The 17,166-nt window shown below is 50.0% G+C and carries 15 protein-coding genes; 6 read left to right on the top strand and 9 right to left on the bottom strand.

The genetic code is table 11. The features are described from left to right. From spoT to gmk, 3 genes are read right to left on the bottom strand one after another with little or no spacing between them, the layout of a single operon-like run. Positions 1-2,115, bottom strand: coding sequence for a bifunctional GTP diphosphokinase/guanosine-3',5'-bis pyrophosphate 3'-pyrophosphohydrolase (spoT, locus tag RIN69_RS21980; RefSeq protein WP_313854591.1), 2,115 nt, complete (start codon positions 2,113-2,115; stop codon positions 1-3). Positions 2,116-2,136: 21 nt separating this feature from the next. Then, on the bottom strand, positions 2,137-2,412 hold the full coding sequence (gene rpoZ, locus RIN69_RS21975; protein WP_017801603.1) for a DNA-directed RNA polymerase subunit omega: 276 nt from the start codon (positions 2,410-2,412) through the stop codon (positions 2,137-2,139). Between the two features lie 54 nt (positions 2,413-2,466). After that, entirely contained in the window at positions 2,467-3,090 is a 624-nt protein-coding gene (gmk, locus tag RIN69_RS21970; RefSeq protein ID WP_313854587.1) for a guanylate kinase, read from the bottom strand. Positions 3,091-3,342: 252 nt separating this feature from the next. On the opposite strand from gmk, the gene ligB reads away from it, so the two are divergent. After that, positions 3,343-5,019 carry an NAD-dependent DNA ligase LigB gene (ligB, locus tag RIN69_RS21965; RefSeq protein WP_313854585.1) on the top strand — a complete coding sequence of 559 codons (1,677 nt, stop codon included), beginning with the start codon at positions 3,343-3,345 and terminating at the stop codon, positions 5,017-5,019. Positions 5,020-5,057: 38 nt separating this feature from the next. On the opposite strand, the gene RIN69_RS21960 is transcribed toward ligB, so the two are convergent. Next, complete coding sequence (locus RIN69_RS21960; RefSeq protein ID WP_313854584.1) at positions 5,058-5,675, bottom strand: trimeric intracellular cation channel family protein; 618 nt, start codon at positions 5,673-5,675, stop codon at positions 5,058-5,060. A 480-nt stretch (positions 5,676-6,155) separates the two neighbouring features. Between RIN69_RS21960 and RIN69_RS21955 the strand changes: the two genes are divergently transcribed. Next, positions 6,156-6,875: a helix-turn-helix transcriptional regulator gene (locus RIN69_RS21955; RefSeq protein ID WP_313854582.1), complete on the top strand. Its 720-nt coding sequence runs from the start codon at positions 6,156-6,158 to the stop codon at positions 6,873-6,875. 6 nt (positions 6,876-6,881) lie between these two features. Here the strand turns inward: RIN69_RS21955 and RIN69_RS21950 are convergent, their stop codons facing one another. Further along, positions 6,882-7,277, bottom strand: a complete 396-nt coding sequence (locus RIN69_RS21950; RefSeq protein ID WP_313854580.1) for a polyketide cyclase — start codon at positions 7,275-7,277, stop codon at positions 6,882-6,884. A 672-nt stretch (positions 7,278-7,949) separates the two neighbouring features. Between RIN69_RS21950 and RIN69_RS21945 the strand changes: the two genes are divergently transcribed. After that, a complete protein-coding gene (locus tag RIN69_RS21945; RefSeq protein ID WP_313854579.1) occupies positions 7,950-8,474 on the top strand; it encodes a hypothetical protein in 525 nt (174 codons plus the stop codon). A gap of 54 nt (positions 8,475-8,528) precedes the next feature. Here the strand turns inward: RIN69_RS21945 and RIN69_RS21940 are convergent, their stop codons facing one another. The 3 genes from RIN69_RS21940 to RIN69_RS21930 form a co-directional block, all read right to left on the bottom strand. Next, positions 8,529-10,808: an FdhF/YdeP family oxidoreductase gene (locus RIN69_RS21940; RefSeq protein WP_313854576.1), complete on the bottom strand. Its 2,280-nt coding sequence runs from the start codon at positions 10,806-10,808 to the stop codon at positions 8,529-8,531. A gap of 189 nt (positions 10,809-10,997) precedes the next feature. Beyond that, positions 10,998-12,371 (bottom strand): glycoside hydrolase family 28 protein, encoded by a 1,374-nt coding sequence (locus RIN69_RS21935; RefSeq protein WP_313854574.1) that lies wholly within the window; start codon positions 12,369-12,371, stop codon positions 10,998-11,000. A 558-nt stretch (positions 12,372-12,929) separates the two neighbouring features. Continuing rightward, positions 12,930-13,793 (bottom strand): YicC/YloC family endoribonuclease, encoded by an 864-nt coding sequence (locus tag RIN69_RS21930; protein WP_313854571.1) that lies wholly within the window; start codon positions 13,791-13,793, stop codon positions 12,930-12,932. 127 nt (positions 13,794-13,920) lie between these two features. Here RIN69_RS21930 and RIN69_RS21925 point away from each other — a divergent pair, with 127 nt between their 5' ends. Further along, a complete protein-coding gene (locus RIN69_RS21925; RefSeq protein WP_313854569.1) occupies positions 13,921-14,358 on the top strand; it encodes a DUF3574 domain-containing protein in 438 nt (145 codons plus the stop codon). Positions 14,359-14,394: 36 nt separating this feature from the next. Here the strand turns inward: RIN69_RS21925 and RIN69_RS21920 are convergent, their stop codons facing one another. Further along, positions 14,395-15,579: a NupC/NupG family nucleoside CNT transporter gene (locus RIN69_RS21920; RefSeq protein ID WP_313854568.1), complete on the bottom strand. Its 1,185-nt coding sequence runs from the start codon at positions 15,577-15,579 to the stop codon at positions 14,395-14,397. 166 nt (positions 15,580-15,745) lie between these two features. On the opposite strand from RIN69_RS21920, the gene rph reads away from it, so the two are divergent. Together rph and pyrE are read left to right on the top strand one after the other, a co-directional pair. Beyond that, positions 15,746-16,462, top strand: a complete 717-nt coding sequence (rph, locus tag RIN69_RS21915) for a ribonuclease PH (RefSeq protein ID WP_313854567.1) — start codon at positions 15,746-15,748, stop codon at positions 16,460-16,462. Positions 16,463-16,519: 57 nt separating this feature from the next. Beyond that, entirely contained in the window at positions 16,520-17,161 is a 642-nt protein-coding gene (gene pyrE, locus RIN69_RS21910; RefSeq protein ID WP_313854565.1) for an orotate phosphoribosyltransferase, read from the top strand. The last annotated feature ends 5 nt before the right edge of the window (positions 17,162-17,166 follow it).

Here is a 17,166-nt window from a genome sequence, read left to right as displayed (position 1 = left end):
TTAATTTCGGTTACGGTGAACTTTGATCACATCCGGCATAACGCGAATCTTGCGCATGATGTTGGCCAGATGCACGCGGTCACGTGCGGTCAGGCGAATAAACGCGCTATACACACGACCATCTTTCTCTTCGGTATTCAGGCTCTGAATATTCGACGCGGCGGTGTTAATGGCGGCGGTCAGGTTTGCCAGCGCGCCCTGGTGGTTAAACATATCCACCTTAATTTCGGCGACAAACTCCTGCTCGGTCTCTTTATCCCACTCAACCGCCATAAATTTCTCTGGCTCTTTCTGATAGCCACGAATATTACGGCAGGATTCATGGTGAACCACCAGTCCTTTACCTGGGCTGACGTGCGCGACTATCGGATCGCCAGGAATCGGTCGGCAGCATTTGGCGAAGGTAATCAGCACGCCATCGGCACCCTTGATAGGCAGCTTACTGCGTGAGTGATTCGCTGACTGAACCGGCGGAACCTGCTCATTCTGCTGCAGATTCTTCGCCACGACCACGCTCATTGCGTTACCCAGACCGATCTCTGCCAGCAAATCGTCCAGCGAGGCGAGCTTCATACGCTCAAGCTCTTGCTGAAGATTTTCCGCAGGGATCTCGGCCAGTTTACGGCTGCCGCCCAGCGCATGATTCAGCAGACGACGTCCAAGGCTGACGGAGTCATCGCGTTTCAGGTTCTTCAACAGCTGACGGATTTTGGCACGCGCTTTCGAGCTGACGACGAAGTTAAGCCATGCGGCATTCGGACGCGCACCCGGAGCGGTAATAATTTCCACCGTCTGGCCACTGGTAAGCGGTTGCGACAGCGGATAAGGCTGGCGATCGACTCGTGCGCCAACGCAGGCATGACCGATATCGGTATGCACGGCATAGGCAAAATCGACCGGAGTGGCATCCGCTGGCAGTTCGACGATGCGGCCTTCAGGGGTGAAAACGTAAATCTCATCGGGGAACAGATCGGATTTTACGCTTTCGATAAATTCAAAGGAGCTACCGGCGCTCTGCTGCAGTTCCAGCAAGCTTTGCAACCAGCGCTGGGCGCGAATCTGCGCCGTAGTGCTGCTTTCGCCCTGTTCTTTATAAGCCCAGTGTGCGGCAACACCCATTTCTGCCATCTGATCCATATCTTCAGTACGAATCTGCACTTCAACCGGCACGCCGTGCGGCCCAATCATTGAGGTATGCAGCGACTGATAGCCGTTGGCCTTCGGGATGGCAATATAATCTTTTACTCGTCCTGGGCGCGGCTTATACAAGCTATGCATCTGGCCCAGCACGCGATAACAGGTGTCCACATCGCGGACGATTACGCGGAAGGCGTAAATATCCATGATTGAGTGAAAACGCTGCTCTTTCAGGTGCATCTTGCAGTAAATCGAGTAGAGATGCTTTTCGCGACCGCTGACGCGACAGGAAATACCGGCTTCCTGCAGGCGACCGTCAATTTCAGAGAGGATCTTCTGAATCATCTCTTTACGGTTACCACGCGCCGCTTTCACGACCTCTTTGATAACGCGATAGCGGTTAGGATAAAGCGCCTCAAAGCCCAGCTCTTCCAGCTCGGTTTTCAGGTGATGAATACCGAGACGGTGAGCCAGCGGACTGTAAATCTCCAGCGTTTCCAGCGCGATGCGGCGACGCTTGTCCGGGCGCAACGACCCGAGGGTACGCATGTTGTGTGTGCGGTCGGCCAGCTTGATCAGAATGACGCGGATATCCTGCACCATCGCCATGATCATCTTGCGAAAGTTTTCTGCCTGTGCCTCTTTCTTATCGCGGAATTTCAGCTTATCCAGTTTGGATACGCCTTCAACCAGTTCGGCAACGCTTTTGCCAAACAGCTGTTCCATATCCTGATAAGTCGCGGGAGTGTCTTCAATCACATCATGCAGAAGCGCGGCCATGAGTGTTTCATGGTCGAGCTTCATTTCAGCGAGAATACAGGCGACAGCAACCGGGTGAGTGATATAAGGCTCACCGCTGGAGCGTGTCTGTCCCTCGTGGGCATCACGTGCGACAAGGTAAGCTTGCTTGAGGCGCTTAATTTGGTCCTCAGGCAAGTATTTTTCAATCAGCTGATTGAGGCTTTCAAACAGATACAAGGCGAGCCTTCCGGCAACTAATTAACGACGACCTTCAGCGATAGCGGTAACTGCCTGTAATTCAGCGGCTTCCTGCTCTTGCTGTTCCTGACGATCACGTACGTCCAGAATCTGGTTAGTGATCAGACCTTCTTCGATTTCACGAAGAGCGATAACGGTAGATTTATCGTTTTCTTCAGGAACCAGTGCATCTTTACCGCCAACCTGCATCTGACGTGCGCGACGTGCAGCGACCAGAACCAGGTCAAAACGGTTACCAATTTTCTCTACTGCGTCCTGTACGGTTACGCGTGCCATAAGTGTGATACTCCACGGGTGACGAAATGACTCGGCATCATACTGAAAGTGTCTTCAGTCTGCCAATAGTTTGCTGATTAAAGCATCATGTCGGGCTTTTTGACGGCCCATTCGCAGACGCTCGGCACGAATGATATGTTTAAGATCTGAGACTGCCAGATCAAAATCATCATTCACAATTAAATAGTCGTACTCAGCGTAATGGCTCATTTCCGCGACGGCCTGTGCCATACGCTTCGCGATCACCTCTTCGCTGTCCTGCCCACGACCGCGCAAACGGCGATCGAGTTCATCTTTGGACGGTGGCAACACAAAAATGCTGCGAGCCTGTGGCATTCTCTGCCGAATCTGCTGGGCGCCTTGCCAGTCGATATCGAGAAAAACATCCACCCCGGTGGAGAGCACTTGCTCAATCGCCTTGCGGGATGTGCCGTAATAATTACCAAAAACTTCAGCATGCTCAAGGAAAGCATCTTCCTGAATCATCGTTTCAAACGCGTGTTTGGAAACGAAGAAGTAATGCTCACCGTGATTCTCACCGGGACGAACGCTACGCGTGGTGTGTGAAACGGACACCTGGGTATCGTACAGCGGTTGCGTTTTCAACAGTGCCTGAATCAGACTGGATTTACCCGCGCCGCTAGGGGCGGAAACAATAAAAAGCGTGCCTTGAGCCATGATTTTTCTTGAAGTGTCTTAAAATGCGGAGTCTGTTTCCTGCACAGTATACACAGCTTCAGCCCGCCATGCAGCGTTTGCACTCTTCCGCGACGTTTTTTCTTCTTTTCCTCGGCAAACTACGCAGTTTTATCGGTCATTTTTCGCCTTGCAGAAAATCTTTTGGACGTGCTTTCCAGCGTTTGCAGCTGCCGATGGTGTTTTTAACCGCAGCCCTCTTTACTGGTAGCAGGTCAATAAAGGAGAAACATCATGGCAGGGATGCGCTGGCTGGCACTAACGGCGTTGTTGTTCAGTCCGATCGGGCAGGCTATCTGTCCGGTATGGGCGCCGGTAACCGCACGCGAGGAGATCGCGCAATTACAACATCAGCTTAATCAATGGGATGAAGCTTACTACCAGCAAGGCGAAAGCCCGATCGATGACGCACTGTATGACAGCCTGCACCTGCGTTTGCAGCAGTGGCAGCGCTGTTTTCAGCCCGCGCAGGCACCTCGCGAGCCGCAAACCGGTCAGGGCAATCATTACCATCCGGTCGCTCACACCGGGGTAAAAAAGCTGGCGAACCAGCAGGCGGTTGCGCACTGGATGCAGGACAAAGATGCGCTGTGGATTCAACCCAAAGTGGATGGCGTGGCGGTTACGCTGGTGTATCAGCAGGGAAAGCTGGTTGATGCCATCAGCCGTGGCAACGGAAAGCAGGGAGCATCATGGCTTGAAAAAGTGAAAAAAATCACAGCAGTACCGCAGAAAATCTCTACCGACCGCCAACAAGTTGTATTGCAAGGCGAACTGTATCTGCCGATGACCGATCATCAACAGGCAATCGCAGGCGGCGCGAATGCGCGTGCTCAGGTGGCGGGGGCGCTGATGCGCCACAGCGATTCTCCGTTACTTAGCAAACTGGGAATATTTATCTGGGCCTGGCCCGATGGCCCTTTATCGCTGTCGGAGCGATTAGCTCAGCTCAGTGCCTTTGGTTTTGGTGTGGAATCGCACTGGACAGAACGCATTGAAACCGTTGATCAGGCCGCGCACTGGCGCGAGCAGTGGTTCAGGCAGCCGCTTCCTTTTGTCACTGATGGCGTGGTGTTACAACGTGAGCAGCGTTCGGCCGGCAAACACTGGTTGCCGGGGCAGAGTGATGAAGTTGCCGCATGGAAATATCCACCGCCGGTGGTTGCTACGGAAGTGATATCGATTGATTTTCCGATTGGCCGTACCGGAAAAATTGCCGTGGTGCTGAATGTAGTGCCGGTGCAGCTGGATGATAAAAACGTGCGGCGGGTCAGTCTGGGCTCAGTTCAACGCTGGCAAGAAGCGGATATCGTTGCCGGTGACCAGGTGACGATCGGTCTGGCAGGGCAAGGGATACCGCGCTTCGAGGGGGTAGTGTGGCGTGTAAAGCAGCGGCAAAAAGCGATCGCGCCCGATCCGCAGGATCATCATTATCTGAGTTGTCTGCAAAACACGCCGGTGTGTCGTGAGCAGTTCCTCGCGCGATTAGCCTGGCTCAGTCAGAAACCGGTGCTGGATATGCCGGGCATCCAGCGCCGTAGCTGGCAGCGATTAATGCAGATGGACAGCTTCAGTCATCTGTTTTCATGGCTCACGGTTAGCGTTGGACAACTGCATGCCCTGCCGGGGATCAGTGAAGCCAGAGCGCAGCATCTTTGGCACAGCTTCCAATTGAGCCGTCAGCAACCTTTTAAACGCTGGGTTAAGGGGCTTGGCGTCCCGCTACCGGAAGCGGCCCTGAATGCCATGCCGGATAACAGCTGGCAGCAATTGCTGGATCGGGATCAGCAAAGCTGGCAAACGCTGCCAGGCGTTGGTGAGACGCTGGCAAAGCGCATCACCGTTTTTCTTGCTGATGAAAGCGTCAGAAGCCTGATCGCTTTTTTGCAGCAGGAGCTTGAAATGCCTTAGCCCGCACAGGTGCAGATGTTGCCATTTTTCCAGGCGCCTTAATGTTCAGGGTGCGGATAGTTAAAGATTGGCAGTCCCAGCTTGAAGCGCAGCGCCAGCAATCGGGCAATAAAGCCAGCCAGCAGAGTAATAATGATGATGAACTCATGTGACAGAGGAGTTTTCAGCAGCAAGATGTAAAGCCAGCTGGAGGCGAAGGCAATACCGGCGTAAAGCTCTTTCTGAAACACCAACGGTATGCGGTTACAGAACATATCGCGTAATACGCCACCAAATACGCCGGTGATAACCGCGCTGATAGCCGCAATGATCGATGCATGCCCCATATCTAGCGCCACTTTAGTACCAATAATTGAAAACACCACCAGACCTAACGCATCAAGCACCAGAAAGACTTTGCGCAGGTGTGTCATCAGTGGAGCAACCACGGTAGTGACTACCGCGGCAGCAGCAACAATCATGATGTATTCCGGATGTTTAACCCAGCCAAGGGGGTAATGGCCAAGCAGCATATCGCGCACCGATCCACCACCAATAGCGGTAACAGACGCGATGATAATTACGCCAAACATATCCATTTTACGACGTCCTGCAGCCAATGCGCCGGTCATCGCTTCTGCAGTAATACCAATGATATAGAGGACGGTAAGTAACATGGGCAACTCCTGAAAAATCGCCGGCAAGACTAAGTGCTTAATGCACGGAAGACCACTGAGATTTTCTAAGGGTAATCGGTCAGGATTAATTTAACTGATGATGATGTGCTGTTTATAGCATATTTAACAACAGGTTATATAAAAATCTTTGCAGTGGCACTATTAGTTTAATTTATTAGCAGATCGCTTAAATCCGGATGTCTGTGTCTCTGCAAGCTGATCATCGGCAAGAGATAATATGCCACTGATGGCGAGGGTATCGCTGCATAAATTTATAAAATATTTATGAAACCATTTAGATTCTGTTGAAAAGTGTCGCGTTAATTATATAGCACATAACGTGCGGTATTTATCATCGCTTGCAGATGAGAAAGATAAATACGTAATTATTTTATCTGTTGATAATAAATATTTGATCTGGGGCCAATTGCAAAGTGGCTTTTTTTTCTTGCGTCTAATCAAGATGATACACAGGTATTAATGAGCGGAATGAAAACACACAAGCATGATATCATCTTTTTTTCTTCAGATGCCCTGGCAGCAGCAGGGTTATGTGAAGTTTTGAATCATTTACCGGTAAAGTTGAAAGTGTTGGCAGTGGAAGATATGCATGACATTGTTTTCCATTGTGAAAAATATCGGCCAAAGCTGGTTGTCTATTTATTTCATGAAAATATGCCGTTAGGCGGAGTTCTTCAACGCATCTTTACCCATCAGCGAAATTATCCGGATGTTCGCCAGTTAATTATTACCTGCAAACTCCTTCCGATTTTTTCTGCATTTATGCAGTATTTTACCACCGTTAATGTCATATCCCTCAAGACGCCGCTGGTTGAGTTATCCTGGCTGCTTACCACTGAACTGATGGGGTTACGCGGGCAGCTGCAGAATGATCATTGTGCAGATGTGATGCTTTCCGATCGTCAGTTGAAAATATTATTAATGCTTTCATGGTCATACAGTGCAGAGCAGGTGGGGCAACGGCTGGGTATTACCGATAAAACGGTATACGCACATAAACTGAACGCACTGACGCGTTTGCAGATTCATAGCAGGCATGACATCGCCGATCTGTTTGCGGTAATTGATGAGTTAAGAATGATCGTAACCATGCTGCGCTGTCGGCCTAAAGAGAAAGAGGTGGCAGAGATTCGTACTGACAAAATCATGCCACCTTTGGTATGGAAGAATACCAGATAGGCGCTGTCAGGAAGTCATTAGCGCATGTAAGGTTTGCAGGTCGCGTTTTATCCACGCAATATCGTGTTCAAATTTCTCATCTGACATCAAAGGTTGGCGGAAAATGGTGACGACAACTTCAGCCCCTTCCTGATTGGCGATAATGCGCATCGGTATATAAATCTCTTTACCAAAGCCGGTATCTACGTAGTGATCCATCACACCTAATGCATTGTATCCGGTAAAGCGAATTTTTATCGTGCCTTCCGGACCTTTAGCTTTCCAGTAATGTCCTTCCTGAACTAATGGTGCGTGGCTCAGGCCAGAGGCCCACTTTGAGAAATATTCAGGTTTCCAGATGGTTTCATAAAGATCCATCCAGTTGCGTGGAATGGTCAGGCTGATCGAGCGTGATGGCAGCATGCTATCTCCTGAAATAGGGTCGATAAATGATTTAAGCACTGAACCTGACAGAAGGAAACGGAATGAACAGAATTAGCCACCAGTAGTGAGCTGGCGCAGGTTTTTCCATCGCTGACAGGTACACAGAGCGCTGCCGATCCTGCCAGATTGAAAGGAAAAGCTATTATGCGGGATTAAACACGTTGCACAGATGTCGATAGATTAATAATTTCATATTTCAGATGCAGTATTACTGCATAAAACTCCATTTGATTATGAAATTTAAGGCTTTTTTTGGTATTCTCATTTCAGACCAGGAATGATAATTAAGATTTAATGAACAGTCATTTTAAGGATTGTCTTATTTATGCCTGAGAACCTGGCAAACCAATCATTTAGGGTTGAACAATGGTTAATAATTAAATATATTTCTCTCTCTGGCCATATCGGGGGAAAGTATCATGAGTACACCGGGCTTAATATTGATCGTTTTTTTATTGTTGTTTGTGATTATTTTTTGTTTTTATAAGCATTTGAGTCGCTCATCAAGAACTAAAATTATCTACAAAAAGAAGAAATAATTATCTTCTGAAATTAATATCGATTGATTTTTGGCGATTAATTAAGAATCTTAACTTCCGGAAAGTTATCAATATCCAGAATGGATCAGCTTACGTTATTCGGGGTACTGAAATGTATAGCGTCCATTCGAACGACAGCTTGCTGAAATTTTCTATTTCTTCAGTCGTGTCTTATTTAAAAAATGACAGGGGTAAGTCAGGCTTTTCAAAAAGGATATGTTTTACTGACCAATATTATGAGCAACTGGAATCATTAGTCAGTAAGTCTCTCGAAGATGAGAGTGAAATTATTGTCATTTTTACACATCAGCATCACAGTCCCATCAATATTGGTGGTCGTATTATTCTGATTAGTCTTCATACCTCACTGTCCGGTATTTATCAGCTGTTCTTTAATTTATCGGCTAAGCAAGGTTTGTTTCTTAGAGAAGTGATGCTGTCTCAGACTGAAAAGTTGTTTTTATTTTTGTATTATAAGAAATGGAGCGCGAGCATGATTTCTGCATTTCTTGGTGTGCAGGAAAAGACAGTCATTAACACCAAGTATTTTTTAAAGAAAAAATATGGAATCAAAGACGATATTATGTTCGTAACACTGTCGAAGGTTTCCTTTGTCTATTTTAATAGTTTTAGCTAATTGAGCATAAAAAAAAGCCCGTAATGACTCGGGCTTGGTTTTATTGGCTGTCAGCTAAACGGATGCGGAATGCATCACTCGTACCGGGACTGATTTATATGATGGTGTTCCGCTTTCTTTGTCAATATAGTCAAGCGGAACCAGAATGTTGGCTTCAGGATAGTAAGCGCCAACCGAGCCGGGGGCGATGTTGTAAGCAATAACCGTGATATTTTCCAGGCGCAACTTTCTTCCGGATGCCACGGTCTCTATATCCACTAAATCGCCATGCTCCAGCCCGCGTTTATCGAGATCGAGATCGTTCATAAACAGGATATCGCGCCGGCCAAATACGCCACGATAACGATCGTCCATCGCATACACCGTGGTGTTGTACTGGTCGTGGCTGCGCAGCGTAATAAGGCGTAGCACGTCGTCACCCTGCACATCGGCATCCTCATGAACCCCGTTGAACACTGAGAACATGGCTTTGCCTGAGGCGGTTGGCCACTTAAGTTCGGTAGGAGGCAGTGGCATGCGAAATCCACCCGGGATAGCGATGCGCTGGTTATAGTTGTCAAAACCCGGAATGGTTTTCTCAATCAGGTCGCGAATCTTGCTGTAATCCGCTATCAGTTCCGCCCAGGGTACTTTAGTGTCTGGTAACACCGCGCTGGCCATGCCGGCGACAATTGCCGGTTCCGAGCGCAACAGCGGCGAAGCCGGCTTAAGTTTGCCTGAGGAAGCATGCACCATCGACATCGAGTCTTCCACGGTTATTGCCTGCCGACCAGTGGCCTGCGTATCAAGCTCAGTGCGGCCCAGACAAGGCAGAATATAGCTCTCTTTGGCAACCAGTAAATGCGAACGATTAAGTTTGGTACCGATATGGACACTTAAATCCAGCGCTTTCATTGCCGGAAAACATTTTTCGGGGTCGGGTAAGGCGACGGCGAAATTGCCGCCAAGACAAATCAGCGCCTTCGACGTGCCGTCGACCATTGACTGCATCGCTCTGACCGCGTCGTGCCCATGCTGCTCTGGAGGAGCAAATCCAAATACCTTTTCCAACTGTGCCAAAAAGGCTTTTGAAGGTTTCTCGGTAATGCCGACGGTTCTGTTGCCCTGCACATTGGAATGGCCGCGCAGCGGACAAATCCCGGCACCCGGCTTGCCAAAATTCCCACGCATTAACAGCAGGTCGGCAATTAAGCGCACGGTTGCAGTGCCTTTATTATGTTGGGTTACGCCCATGCCATATGTCACGATAGTTGCGTTGGATTTAGCATAGGCGACCGCGACTTGTGTAAGCTGCTGGCGCGTCAGCCCGGACTCATTCTCGATATCCTGCCAGTCGGTAGCGGACAGATCGGCAACTGAGAGATCAAAGCCTTGCGTATGTTCCGCGATAAAATCACGATCGATAACATTGCCCTGTTCATCATCAAGTACCAACAGCGCCTTCATTATTCCTTTCAGAGCGGCGGCGTCGCCACCGGCTTTGACCTGAAAGTAGGTCGAGGCGATATCCGTTGAACTGTAGGTTGCCATCTCAATCACGTTCTGCGGGTCGGCAAAACGTTCGAGTGCGCGCTCGCGCAGCGGGTTAAACACGATGATGGGCACGTTGCGTCGGGCCAGTTCATGCAGGGTGCCCATCATACGTGGATGGTTGGTGCCCGGATTATGCCCGATTGAGATAACCAGCTCTGCATCGTCGAAGTCATCCAGCGATACGGTGCCTTTGCCAATGCCAATCGACTGCGGTAGTCCAACACTGGTGGCTTCGTGGCACATATTGGAGCAGTCGGGAAAGTTATTGGTGCCGTATTCGCGGGCGAACAGCTGAAACAGCCACGCAGCTTCATTGGATGCACGGCCAGAGGTATAAAACTCCACCTGGTCCGGCGACGGCATATTACGCAGAATTTCACCGATACGGTTGAAAGCCTCGTCCCACTCGACCACGCGCAGGGTATCGGTATCAGGATCATAGGCCAGTGGATGCGTCAGGCGGCCATAACCCTCTAATTCATAATCTGTTTTCTGCAACAGTGAGCTGACGGTGTTCTGCGCCAGAAACTCCGGCGTTACGCGTTTGCTGGTCGCTTCCCAGGTCACCGCTTTCGCACCGTTTTCACAAAACTGGAATGTCGAGTGGTGCTCTTTGTCTGGCCAGGCACAACCGGGGCAGTCGAAGCCGTCTGGTTGATTGGTGCGTAACAGCGTTCCCGGCGCTTCCAGCGCATCCATTTGTGTGCGCACGGAGATTGCCGTCGCTTTCAGCGCGCCCCAGCCACCGGCGGGGCCGTCATACGAGTGAATTCCCGGAACTGCGCGTCTTTTTTTTATCATATGTACTCCTGCACGACTTGCTTTAGGGTAAAGGTTGCTGGCAACCAACTGAAACCAGTTAATGGGTTTAGCTTAGACGGCGATAAATCTTTACGCCAAAAGGGCTATCAGGGCAGGGGGGGGAGGTGATTTCAGTAAAGATGGGACCGTGGTCCCATCGAAAAAAACCGTTAGTTCTGTATCCAGTCGTTAATCAATCACTGCGCCCTTATCGAGAATCATATCCGGGCCTTGTTTGATATTAAGAGTTAACCCGCTGGTAGTTAATTCAGCATTGCGCACCCGCACGCCTTCGTTGGCATCAATACGGACATTTTCAAAAGTAAAACCACTCAGTGGCGCTTCCGGCACACCGATAATAAAGGCCGCCGCTTTACTGTTACCGGTGGAGGTCAGATTTGATACGGTAATATTGCTGAAGTGAGGCGTTTTAACCGCATCAAATGGCTGTTTTGCATCACTGTCCGGTGGATAGATTTGCTCACCGAGGGTAAATCCACCCTCGGCCACCATTTTGTCTACTTCGGCTTGCACGATAGGCGCCGCCTTATAATAGCCAGAAAAGACCAGCGGCACTTCGACATCAACCATGGTGGTATTGCGGTATACGATATTCTTTACTTCACCGCCTTTACCGCGCGGCGTTTTAATGCGGATGCCATACATCGAGCCAATAAACCGATTATTTTCCACCAGCACGTTATTGACGCCACCGGAAGTCTCACTGCCGATGGAGATGCCCCGCCCCTGTAATAAGGTGTTATTGGCGATATAAATATTATCTACCGCGCCATCAGGGTAACGCGCTGAGGGTTTCTCTGCTTTGATCGCAATATGGTCATCGTTGCAGTCAATGTAGTTATTAGTGATGCGGATATTTCGGCTGTCAATCGGATCAATGGCATCGGTGTTAGGTGCATGCCAGGGTGAAGTGATTCTGGTGTTATTGATATCGATATTACTGGAATTACGCATCACAACGTGAAAACTTGGCGAATGAGTCAGGTGAACGCCGTCTACCAGTACGTTATCAGCGCGGGTCATATAAATCAGGCGCGGACGATCGGTACCGCCTTTTTTGCCGGTTGCGCGGATGTTCTCACGCCATCTTTCCCACCATACGGCACCCTGGCCATCAATGGTGCCTTCACCGGTAATGGCGACGTTGCTGACGTCGGCAATACTGATAAATGGCAGCCACTTATTTTCGGCTTCGCCATGCTTATTTTTTTGACTGGCCCGATACGCGCTAACCTCAGTGGAGGCGACAATAGTGGCATTTTTTGCCAGATTCAGTCGGATATTACTCTTCAAAAATAGCGGATTAACCAGATAGTTCCCGGCAGGAACCTGCACCGTACCGCCGCCGGCAGCTGCACAATCATCTATCGCTTTCTGGAAAGAGTCGGTATTTAACGCAATTTGTAATCGATGGCCTTCAGCACCGTATTGCGTGACATCACAGACCTTATCCGGAAATTTGACGGACGAGGCGGCAGAAGCGACGCCAGCAGTGGCGAACAGGCAGGAAGCCATTACAGGTAACACAAGACGAGTATACATGCTGATCCTTTGCTGGGTAGATTAATGAAACACTGTTTCATTAATCTACAGAGTTCGGTAAACCGGCATAACTCTGGCGATCGCAAATCGTGATGACAGTCGGTTATTCGCGCAAAATTATAGGCAAATGCCTGAATGATGATGGGCGATTGCAAAGAATGGCTGCATTGATCCAAAAGGAACATATGACAATTATCGGCAAGATAATAACGATAAATAAAAGGCACTGTGGCGCCACCGCTTCCATACTCGATGACATAAAGCCAGGTATGCTCATTGAGTTGGCGTGATGAAATGAGCTTGTCATTATCATGACTCTCTGTTTGCACGCTGATAAGAAAAAAGGCAGCCAGATCATCATCATAGAGTGAGTGGGGGATATTAGCACGATGCTGCGAATACCCGAATTATTTCCGTCTGACCAGGCTGATAGTTTCCTGCCGAGGCTTAAATTTATGGCTGGAGCAGCTCGCTTGCTTAAAATCGGCTGAGTCTAATCGTGAAATTAAAAAGCCCTGAAAACAGGGCTTTATTTGTAATATAACTGGCGTGCAAGGTTTACTCGATATTCTGAATCTGCTCACGCATCTGCTCGATCAACACTTTTAGCTCAATGGCGGAAGTGGTGATATCAGCATTAATCGATTTTGACGCCAGCGTGTTAGATTCGCGGTTAAATTCCTGCATCATAAAGTCGAGACGACGACCTACCGCCTCTTTCTTCTTCAGAATGTTATAGGTCTCTTTAACGTGCGCATCGAGGCGATCCAGCTCTTCAGCGACATCTATACGCTGGGCCATCATCACCAGCTCCTGCTCAAGCCGGTTATTCTCCAGCTGAACTTCCGCTTCTTCCAGTTTGGTGACCAGACGCTCACGCTGCCATTTCACGACTTCCGGCATCTGTGCACGGACTTTGGTGACTTCGCTACTGACACCTTCCAGACGCTGTTCAATCAGTGATTTCAGCGCAGCACCTTCGCTTTCACGCGCAGCAATGAAATCATCAATCGCACCGTCGAGCGCCTTCATCAGCTCGACAGTAATGGCATCAAGATCCTGATCCTGTGCTGACATCACGCCAGGCCAGCGCAGGATATCGACCGGATTAATCTCACCCTCGTCGCTCTGCATTTTGACCCAGTTGGCCGCCTGCACCAGCTGCTTAGCCAGCGCTTCATTCAGAATCAGTGAACTTTGTGCGCTGGGATCGGCATCGAAACGCAGGTTACACTCGATTTTTCCGCGCGTCAGGCGGTTACGCAGGCGCTCACGAATCACCGGTTCCAGGCTGCGGAACTGTTCCGGCAGGCGGATATAGGTTTCCAGGTAGCGTTGATTAACGGAACGGAGTTCCCAGGCTGCGCTGCCCCATTCGCCTTTGGTTTCAAGCCGTGCGTAGGCTGTCATGCTGCGGATCATTTTGCGTACCTGTATGCTGAGAAAGATAAATGAATTATAGCGATGGCAGGCCGGTCATGATAGGCATTCCCGTTAAAACCCATTATTTTGGCTGATGCAGTTCTCTTCAATTCAATAAGGATTAACGATGGCAATAATAATAAATCCGCGGCGCGTAAAACTGATGATGGTGGCCGCGACGTTAGTTCTCAGCGGTTGTGTTGCTCCGCAGAAAACCACGACCGCGCCGGTTTGCGCTATCGGCGATGCCATGATGCAAACCACACTCTACTTTGGAATGAACCGCCCGAACGGGCCAGTGATTAGCCCTGCGGAGTGGCAAGCGTTTATCGATAAAGACGTGACGCCACGCTTTAAAGACGGGCTGTCGGTGTTTGAGGCCAGGGGGCAGTGGTTGGGCAATGATGGCAAGCTGGCACGGGAAGACAGCAAAGCGCTGTTGCTGATTCATGGGACGGACAATGAAAGTGGTCAGCGGATTGAAGCGCTGCGCACTCTTTACCAACAGCGTTTTAATCAGGATTCGGTGATGCGGGTTGATGCCCCGGTGTGTGTGGCATTCTGAATGAATTTCCGGCGGCTGGCACCGCCGGAAACCGTTTTACAGCATCAGTCCGGCAAAGGCTGCCGACAGCAGACTGACCAGCGTCGCGCCATACACCAGCTTCAACCCAAAGCGGGAAACCACATTTCCCTGCTGCTCGTTCAGCCCTTTAATCGCACCAGCAACAATGCCGATGGACGCGAAGTTGGCAAATGAAACCAGGAACACCGACAGAATGCCCAGCCCGCGCGGCGTCATTTCTGCGGCGATTTTCTTCAGCTCGATCATCGCAACAAATTCATTGGCGACCAGTTTGGTAGCCATAATGCTGCCGGCGCGCAATGCGTCCTGTGCAGGAATGCCGATCAGCCAGGCAAACGGCCAGAAAACATAGCCAAGAATCTGCTGGAAGCTGATGCCAAATACCGCGGCAAACAGTGCGTTGACCGCCGCAATCAGTGCAATAAAGCCAATCAGCATCGCCAGAATAATCATCGCGACTTTAAAACCGGCCAGAATGTATTCGCCGAGCATTTCAAAGAAACTCTGATCTTCATGCAGCTTATCCAGCTTAATCTCTGGCTCATCACCTGCCGGTGTCGGATTGATAATCGACAGAATGATAAAGGTGCTGAACATATTGAGAATCAGCGCCGCAACAACATACTTCGCATCGATCATCGTCATATACGCGCCAACAATCGACAGTGAAACGGTCGACATGGCGGTTGCTGCCATCGAATAGAGGCGACGCGGCGAGATATCAGCCAGAATGCCCTTATAGGCGATAAAGTTCTCCGACTGGCCGAGGATCAGGGTACTGACGGCGTTAAATGACTCCAGTTTGCCCATGCCGTTAACTTTCGACAGCAGCGTGCCAACCAGACGAATCAGCAGCGGCAGAATGCGCCAGTGTTGCAGAATACCAATCAGTGCCGAAATAAAGATGATTGGGCAGAGTACGCCAAGGAAGATAAATGCCAGGCCTTGTGAGCTCATGCCGCCAAATACAAAGTCGGAACCTTGCGCGGCGAAGGTGAGCAACGTTTCGAAGAAGCCGGAAACATGCTTAATCACCCATAAACCGCTGGCCGCGTGCAGGAAGAAGTAAGCCAGTACCGCTTCAATTACCAACAGTTGCACGATATAACGCAGACGAATTTTCTTGCGGTCATGACTGACCAGCAACGCAAGGGCAAAAACAACCACCAGCGCCAGTAAAAAATGTAGAAGGTTAGACATAAAAGTTTAGCTTACGGGGGAAAAGACGCATTTATACACAGTTCACGGCATTTTTCATTAACTCTCTGTTTTCGGAATTAAAAAATATTGCGCTCAGGCGTCGGTAGGCAGCAGCGCCCTAAGTCCGTATAATGCGCAGCCATTATTCGCAAGCCGGAGAGAAACCATGCGTCCAGCAGGCCGTAGCGCACAACAGGTGCGTCCCGTCACATTGACCCGTCACTACACCAAACATGCAGAAGGTTCTGTGCTGGTTGAATTCGGCGATACTAAAGTATTGTGCACCGCTACCATCGAAGAAGGCGTGCCGCGCTTTCTGAAAGGGCAGGGGCAAGGCTGGGTGACCGCCGAGTACGGCATGTTGCCACGCGCCACTCATAGCCGTAACGCGCGTGAAGCGGCGAAAGGCAAGCAGGGCGGCCGTACCCTGGAAATTCAGCGTCTGATTGCACGTTCACTGCGTGCAGCGCTGGATCTGAAAGCGTTGGGCGAGTTTACCATCACTCTTGATTGCGATGTGTTGCAAGCCGATGGCGGCACCCGTACGGCGTCCATCACCGGTGCCTGTGTGGCGCTGGCCGATGCGCTGAATCACTTAGTGGCGCAGGGCAAACTCAAAGCAAACCCAATGAAAGGGATGGTCGCGGCAATTTCGGTCGGCATTGTGGGCGGTGAAGCGCTATGCGATCTTGAGTATGTGGAAGATTCCGCGGCCGAAACTGATATGAACGTGGTAATGACTGAAGACGGTCGGATGATCGAAGTGCAGGGAACGGCTGAAGGCGAGCCGTTCAGCCACGACGAGCTGTTGAAGCTGCTGGCGCTGGCGCGAGGTGGCATCGACAGCTTAATTCAGGCGCAGAAAGCGGCGTTAGCAAACTGATTTTTACAGGCGACCAGAGAGTCGCCTTTTTTATGATTAAAATTTGAGGAGAGACCTATGAAACCCTGGCAGCGCCAGTTTATCGAGTTCGCACTGAACAAGCAGGTATTAAAATTTGGTGAGTTCACGCTGAAGTCAGGCCGTAAGAGTCCCTATTTCTTTAACGCTGGTCTGTTTAATACCGGACGCGACCTGGCACTGCTGGGCCGTTTCTATGCCCAGGCGCTGGTGGATTCATCTATCGATTTTGATTTGCTGTTTGGGCCGGCTTACAAAGGTATCCCGATTGCGACCACCACGGCGGTTGCGTTGGCCGATCATCATGAGCGTGATGTGCCATACTGCTTTAATCGTAAAGAAGCAAAAGATCATGGCGAAGGCGGGATGCTGGTCGGTAGTCCATTACAGGGCCGTATTATGCTGGTCGATGATGTGATTACCGCCGGAACGGCAATTCGCGAATCGATGGAGATCATTGCGGCACAGGGTGCGACGCTGGCCGGAGTACTGATTTCACTGGATCGCCAGGAGCGTGGACGTGCGGATATTTCTGCGATTCAGGAAGTGGAGCGCGATTATCACTGCAAAGTGACTTCCATCATCACTCTGCAAGATCTGATCGCTTATCTCGAAGAGAAGCCGGAAATGGCCGACCACCTGGCGGCAGTTCGTGCTTATCGTAAAGAGTACGGCATCTGACAAAA

Origin of the sequence: Winslowiella toletana, from assembly GCF_032164335.1 — a bacterium.
GTDB lineage: Bacteria > Pseudomonadota > Gammaproteobacteria > Enterobacterales > Enterobacteriaceae > Erwinia > Erwinia toletana_A.
The sequence above is the reverse complement of the archived record's forward strand: the minus strand, read 5'-3'. Positions and strand labels throughout refer to the sequence as shown.

Excerpts from the sequence above, each read along its gene's own strand:
- rpoZ (WP_017801603.1), bottom strand. The coding sequence starts at position 2,412 with ATGGCACGCGTAACCGTACAGGACGCAGTAGAGAAAATTGGTAACCGT.
- gmk (WP_313854587.1), bottom strand. The coding sequence starts at position 3,090 with ATGGCTCAAGGCACGCTTTTTATTGTTTCCGCCCCTAGCGGCGCGGGT.
- ligB (WP_313854585.1), top strand. The coding sequence starts at position 3,343 with ATGGCAGGGATGCGCTGGCTGGCACTAACGGCGTTGTTGTTCAGTCCG.
- RIN69_RS21960 (WP_313854584.1), bottom strand. The coding sequence starts at position 5,675 with ATGTTACTTACCGTCCTCTATATCATTGGTATTACTGCAGAAGCGATG.
- RIN69_RS21955 (WP_313854582.1), top strand. The coding sequence starts at position 6,156 with ATGAGCGGAATGAAAACACACAAGCATGATATCATCTTTTTTTCTTCA.
- RIN69_RS21950 (WP_313854580.1), bottom strand. The coding sequence starts at position 7,277 with ATGCTGCCATCACGCTCGATCAGCCTGACCATTCCACGCAACTGGATG.
- RIN69_RS21945 (WP_313854579.1), top strand. The coding sequence starts at position 7,950 with ATGTATAGCGTCCATTCGAACGACAGCTTGCTGAAATTTTCTATTTCT.
- RIN69_RS21940 (WP_313854576.1), bottom strand. The coding sequence starts at position 10,808 with ATGATAAAAAAAAGACGCGCAGTTCCGGGAATTCACTCGTATGACGGC.
- RIN69_RS21935 (WP_313854574.1), bottom strand. The coding sequence starts at position 12,371 with ATGTATACTCGTCTTGTGTTACCTGTAATGGCTTCCTGCCTGTTCGCC.
- RIN69_RS21930 (WP_313854571.1), bottom strand. The coding sequence starts at position 13,793 with ATGATCCGCAGCATGACAGCCTACGCACGGCTTGAAACCAAAGGCGAA.
- RIN69_RS21925 (WP_313854569.1), top strand. The coding sequence starts at position 13,921 with ATGGCAATAATAATAAATCCGCGGCGCGTAAAACTGATGATGGTGGCC.
- RIN69_RS21920 (WP_313854568.1), bottom strand. The coding sequence starts at position 15,579 with ATGTCTAACCTTCTACATTTTTTACTGGCGCTGGTGGTTGTTTTTGCC.
- rph (WP_313854567.1), top strand. The coding sequence starts at position 15,746 with ATGCGTCCAGCAGGCCGTAGCGCACAACAGGTGCGTCCCGTCACATTG.
- pyrE (WP_313854565.1), top strand. The coding sequence starts at position 16,520 with ATGAAACCCTGGCAGCGCCAGTTTATCGAGTTCGCACTGAACAAGCAG.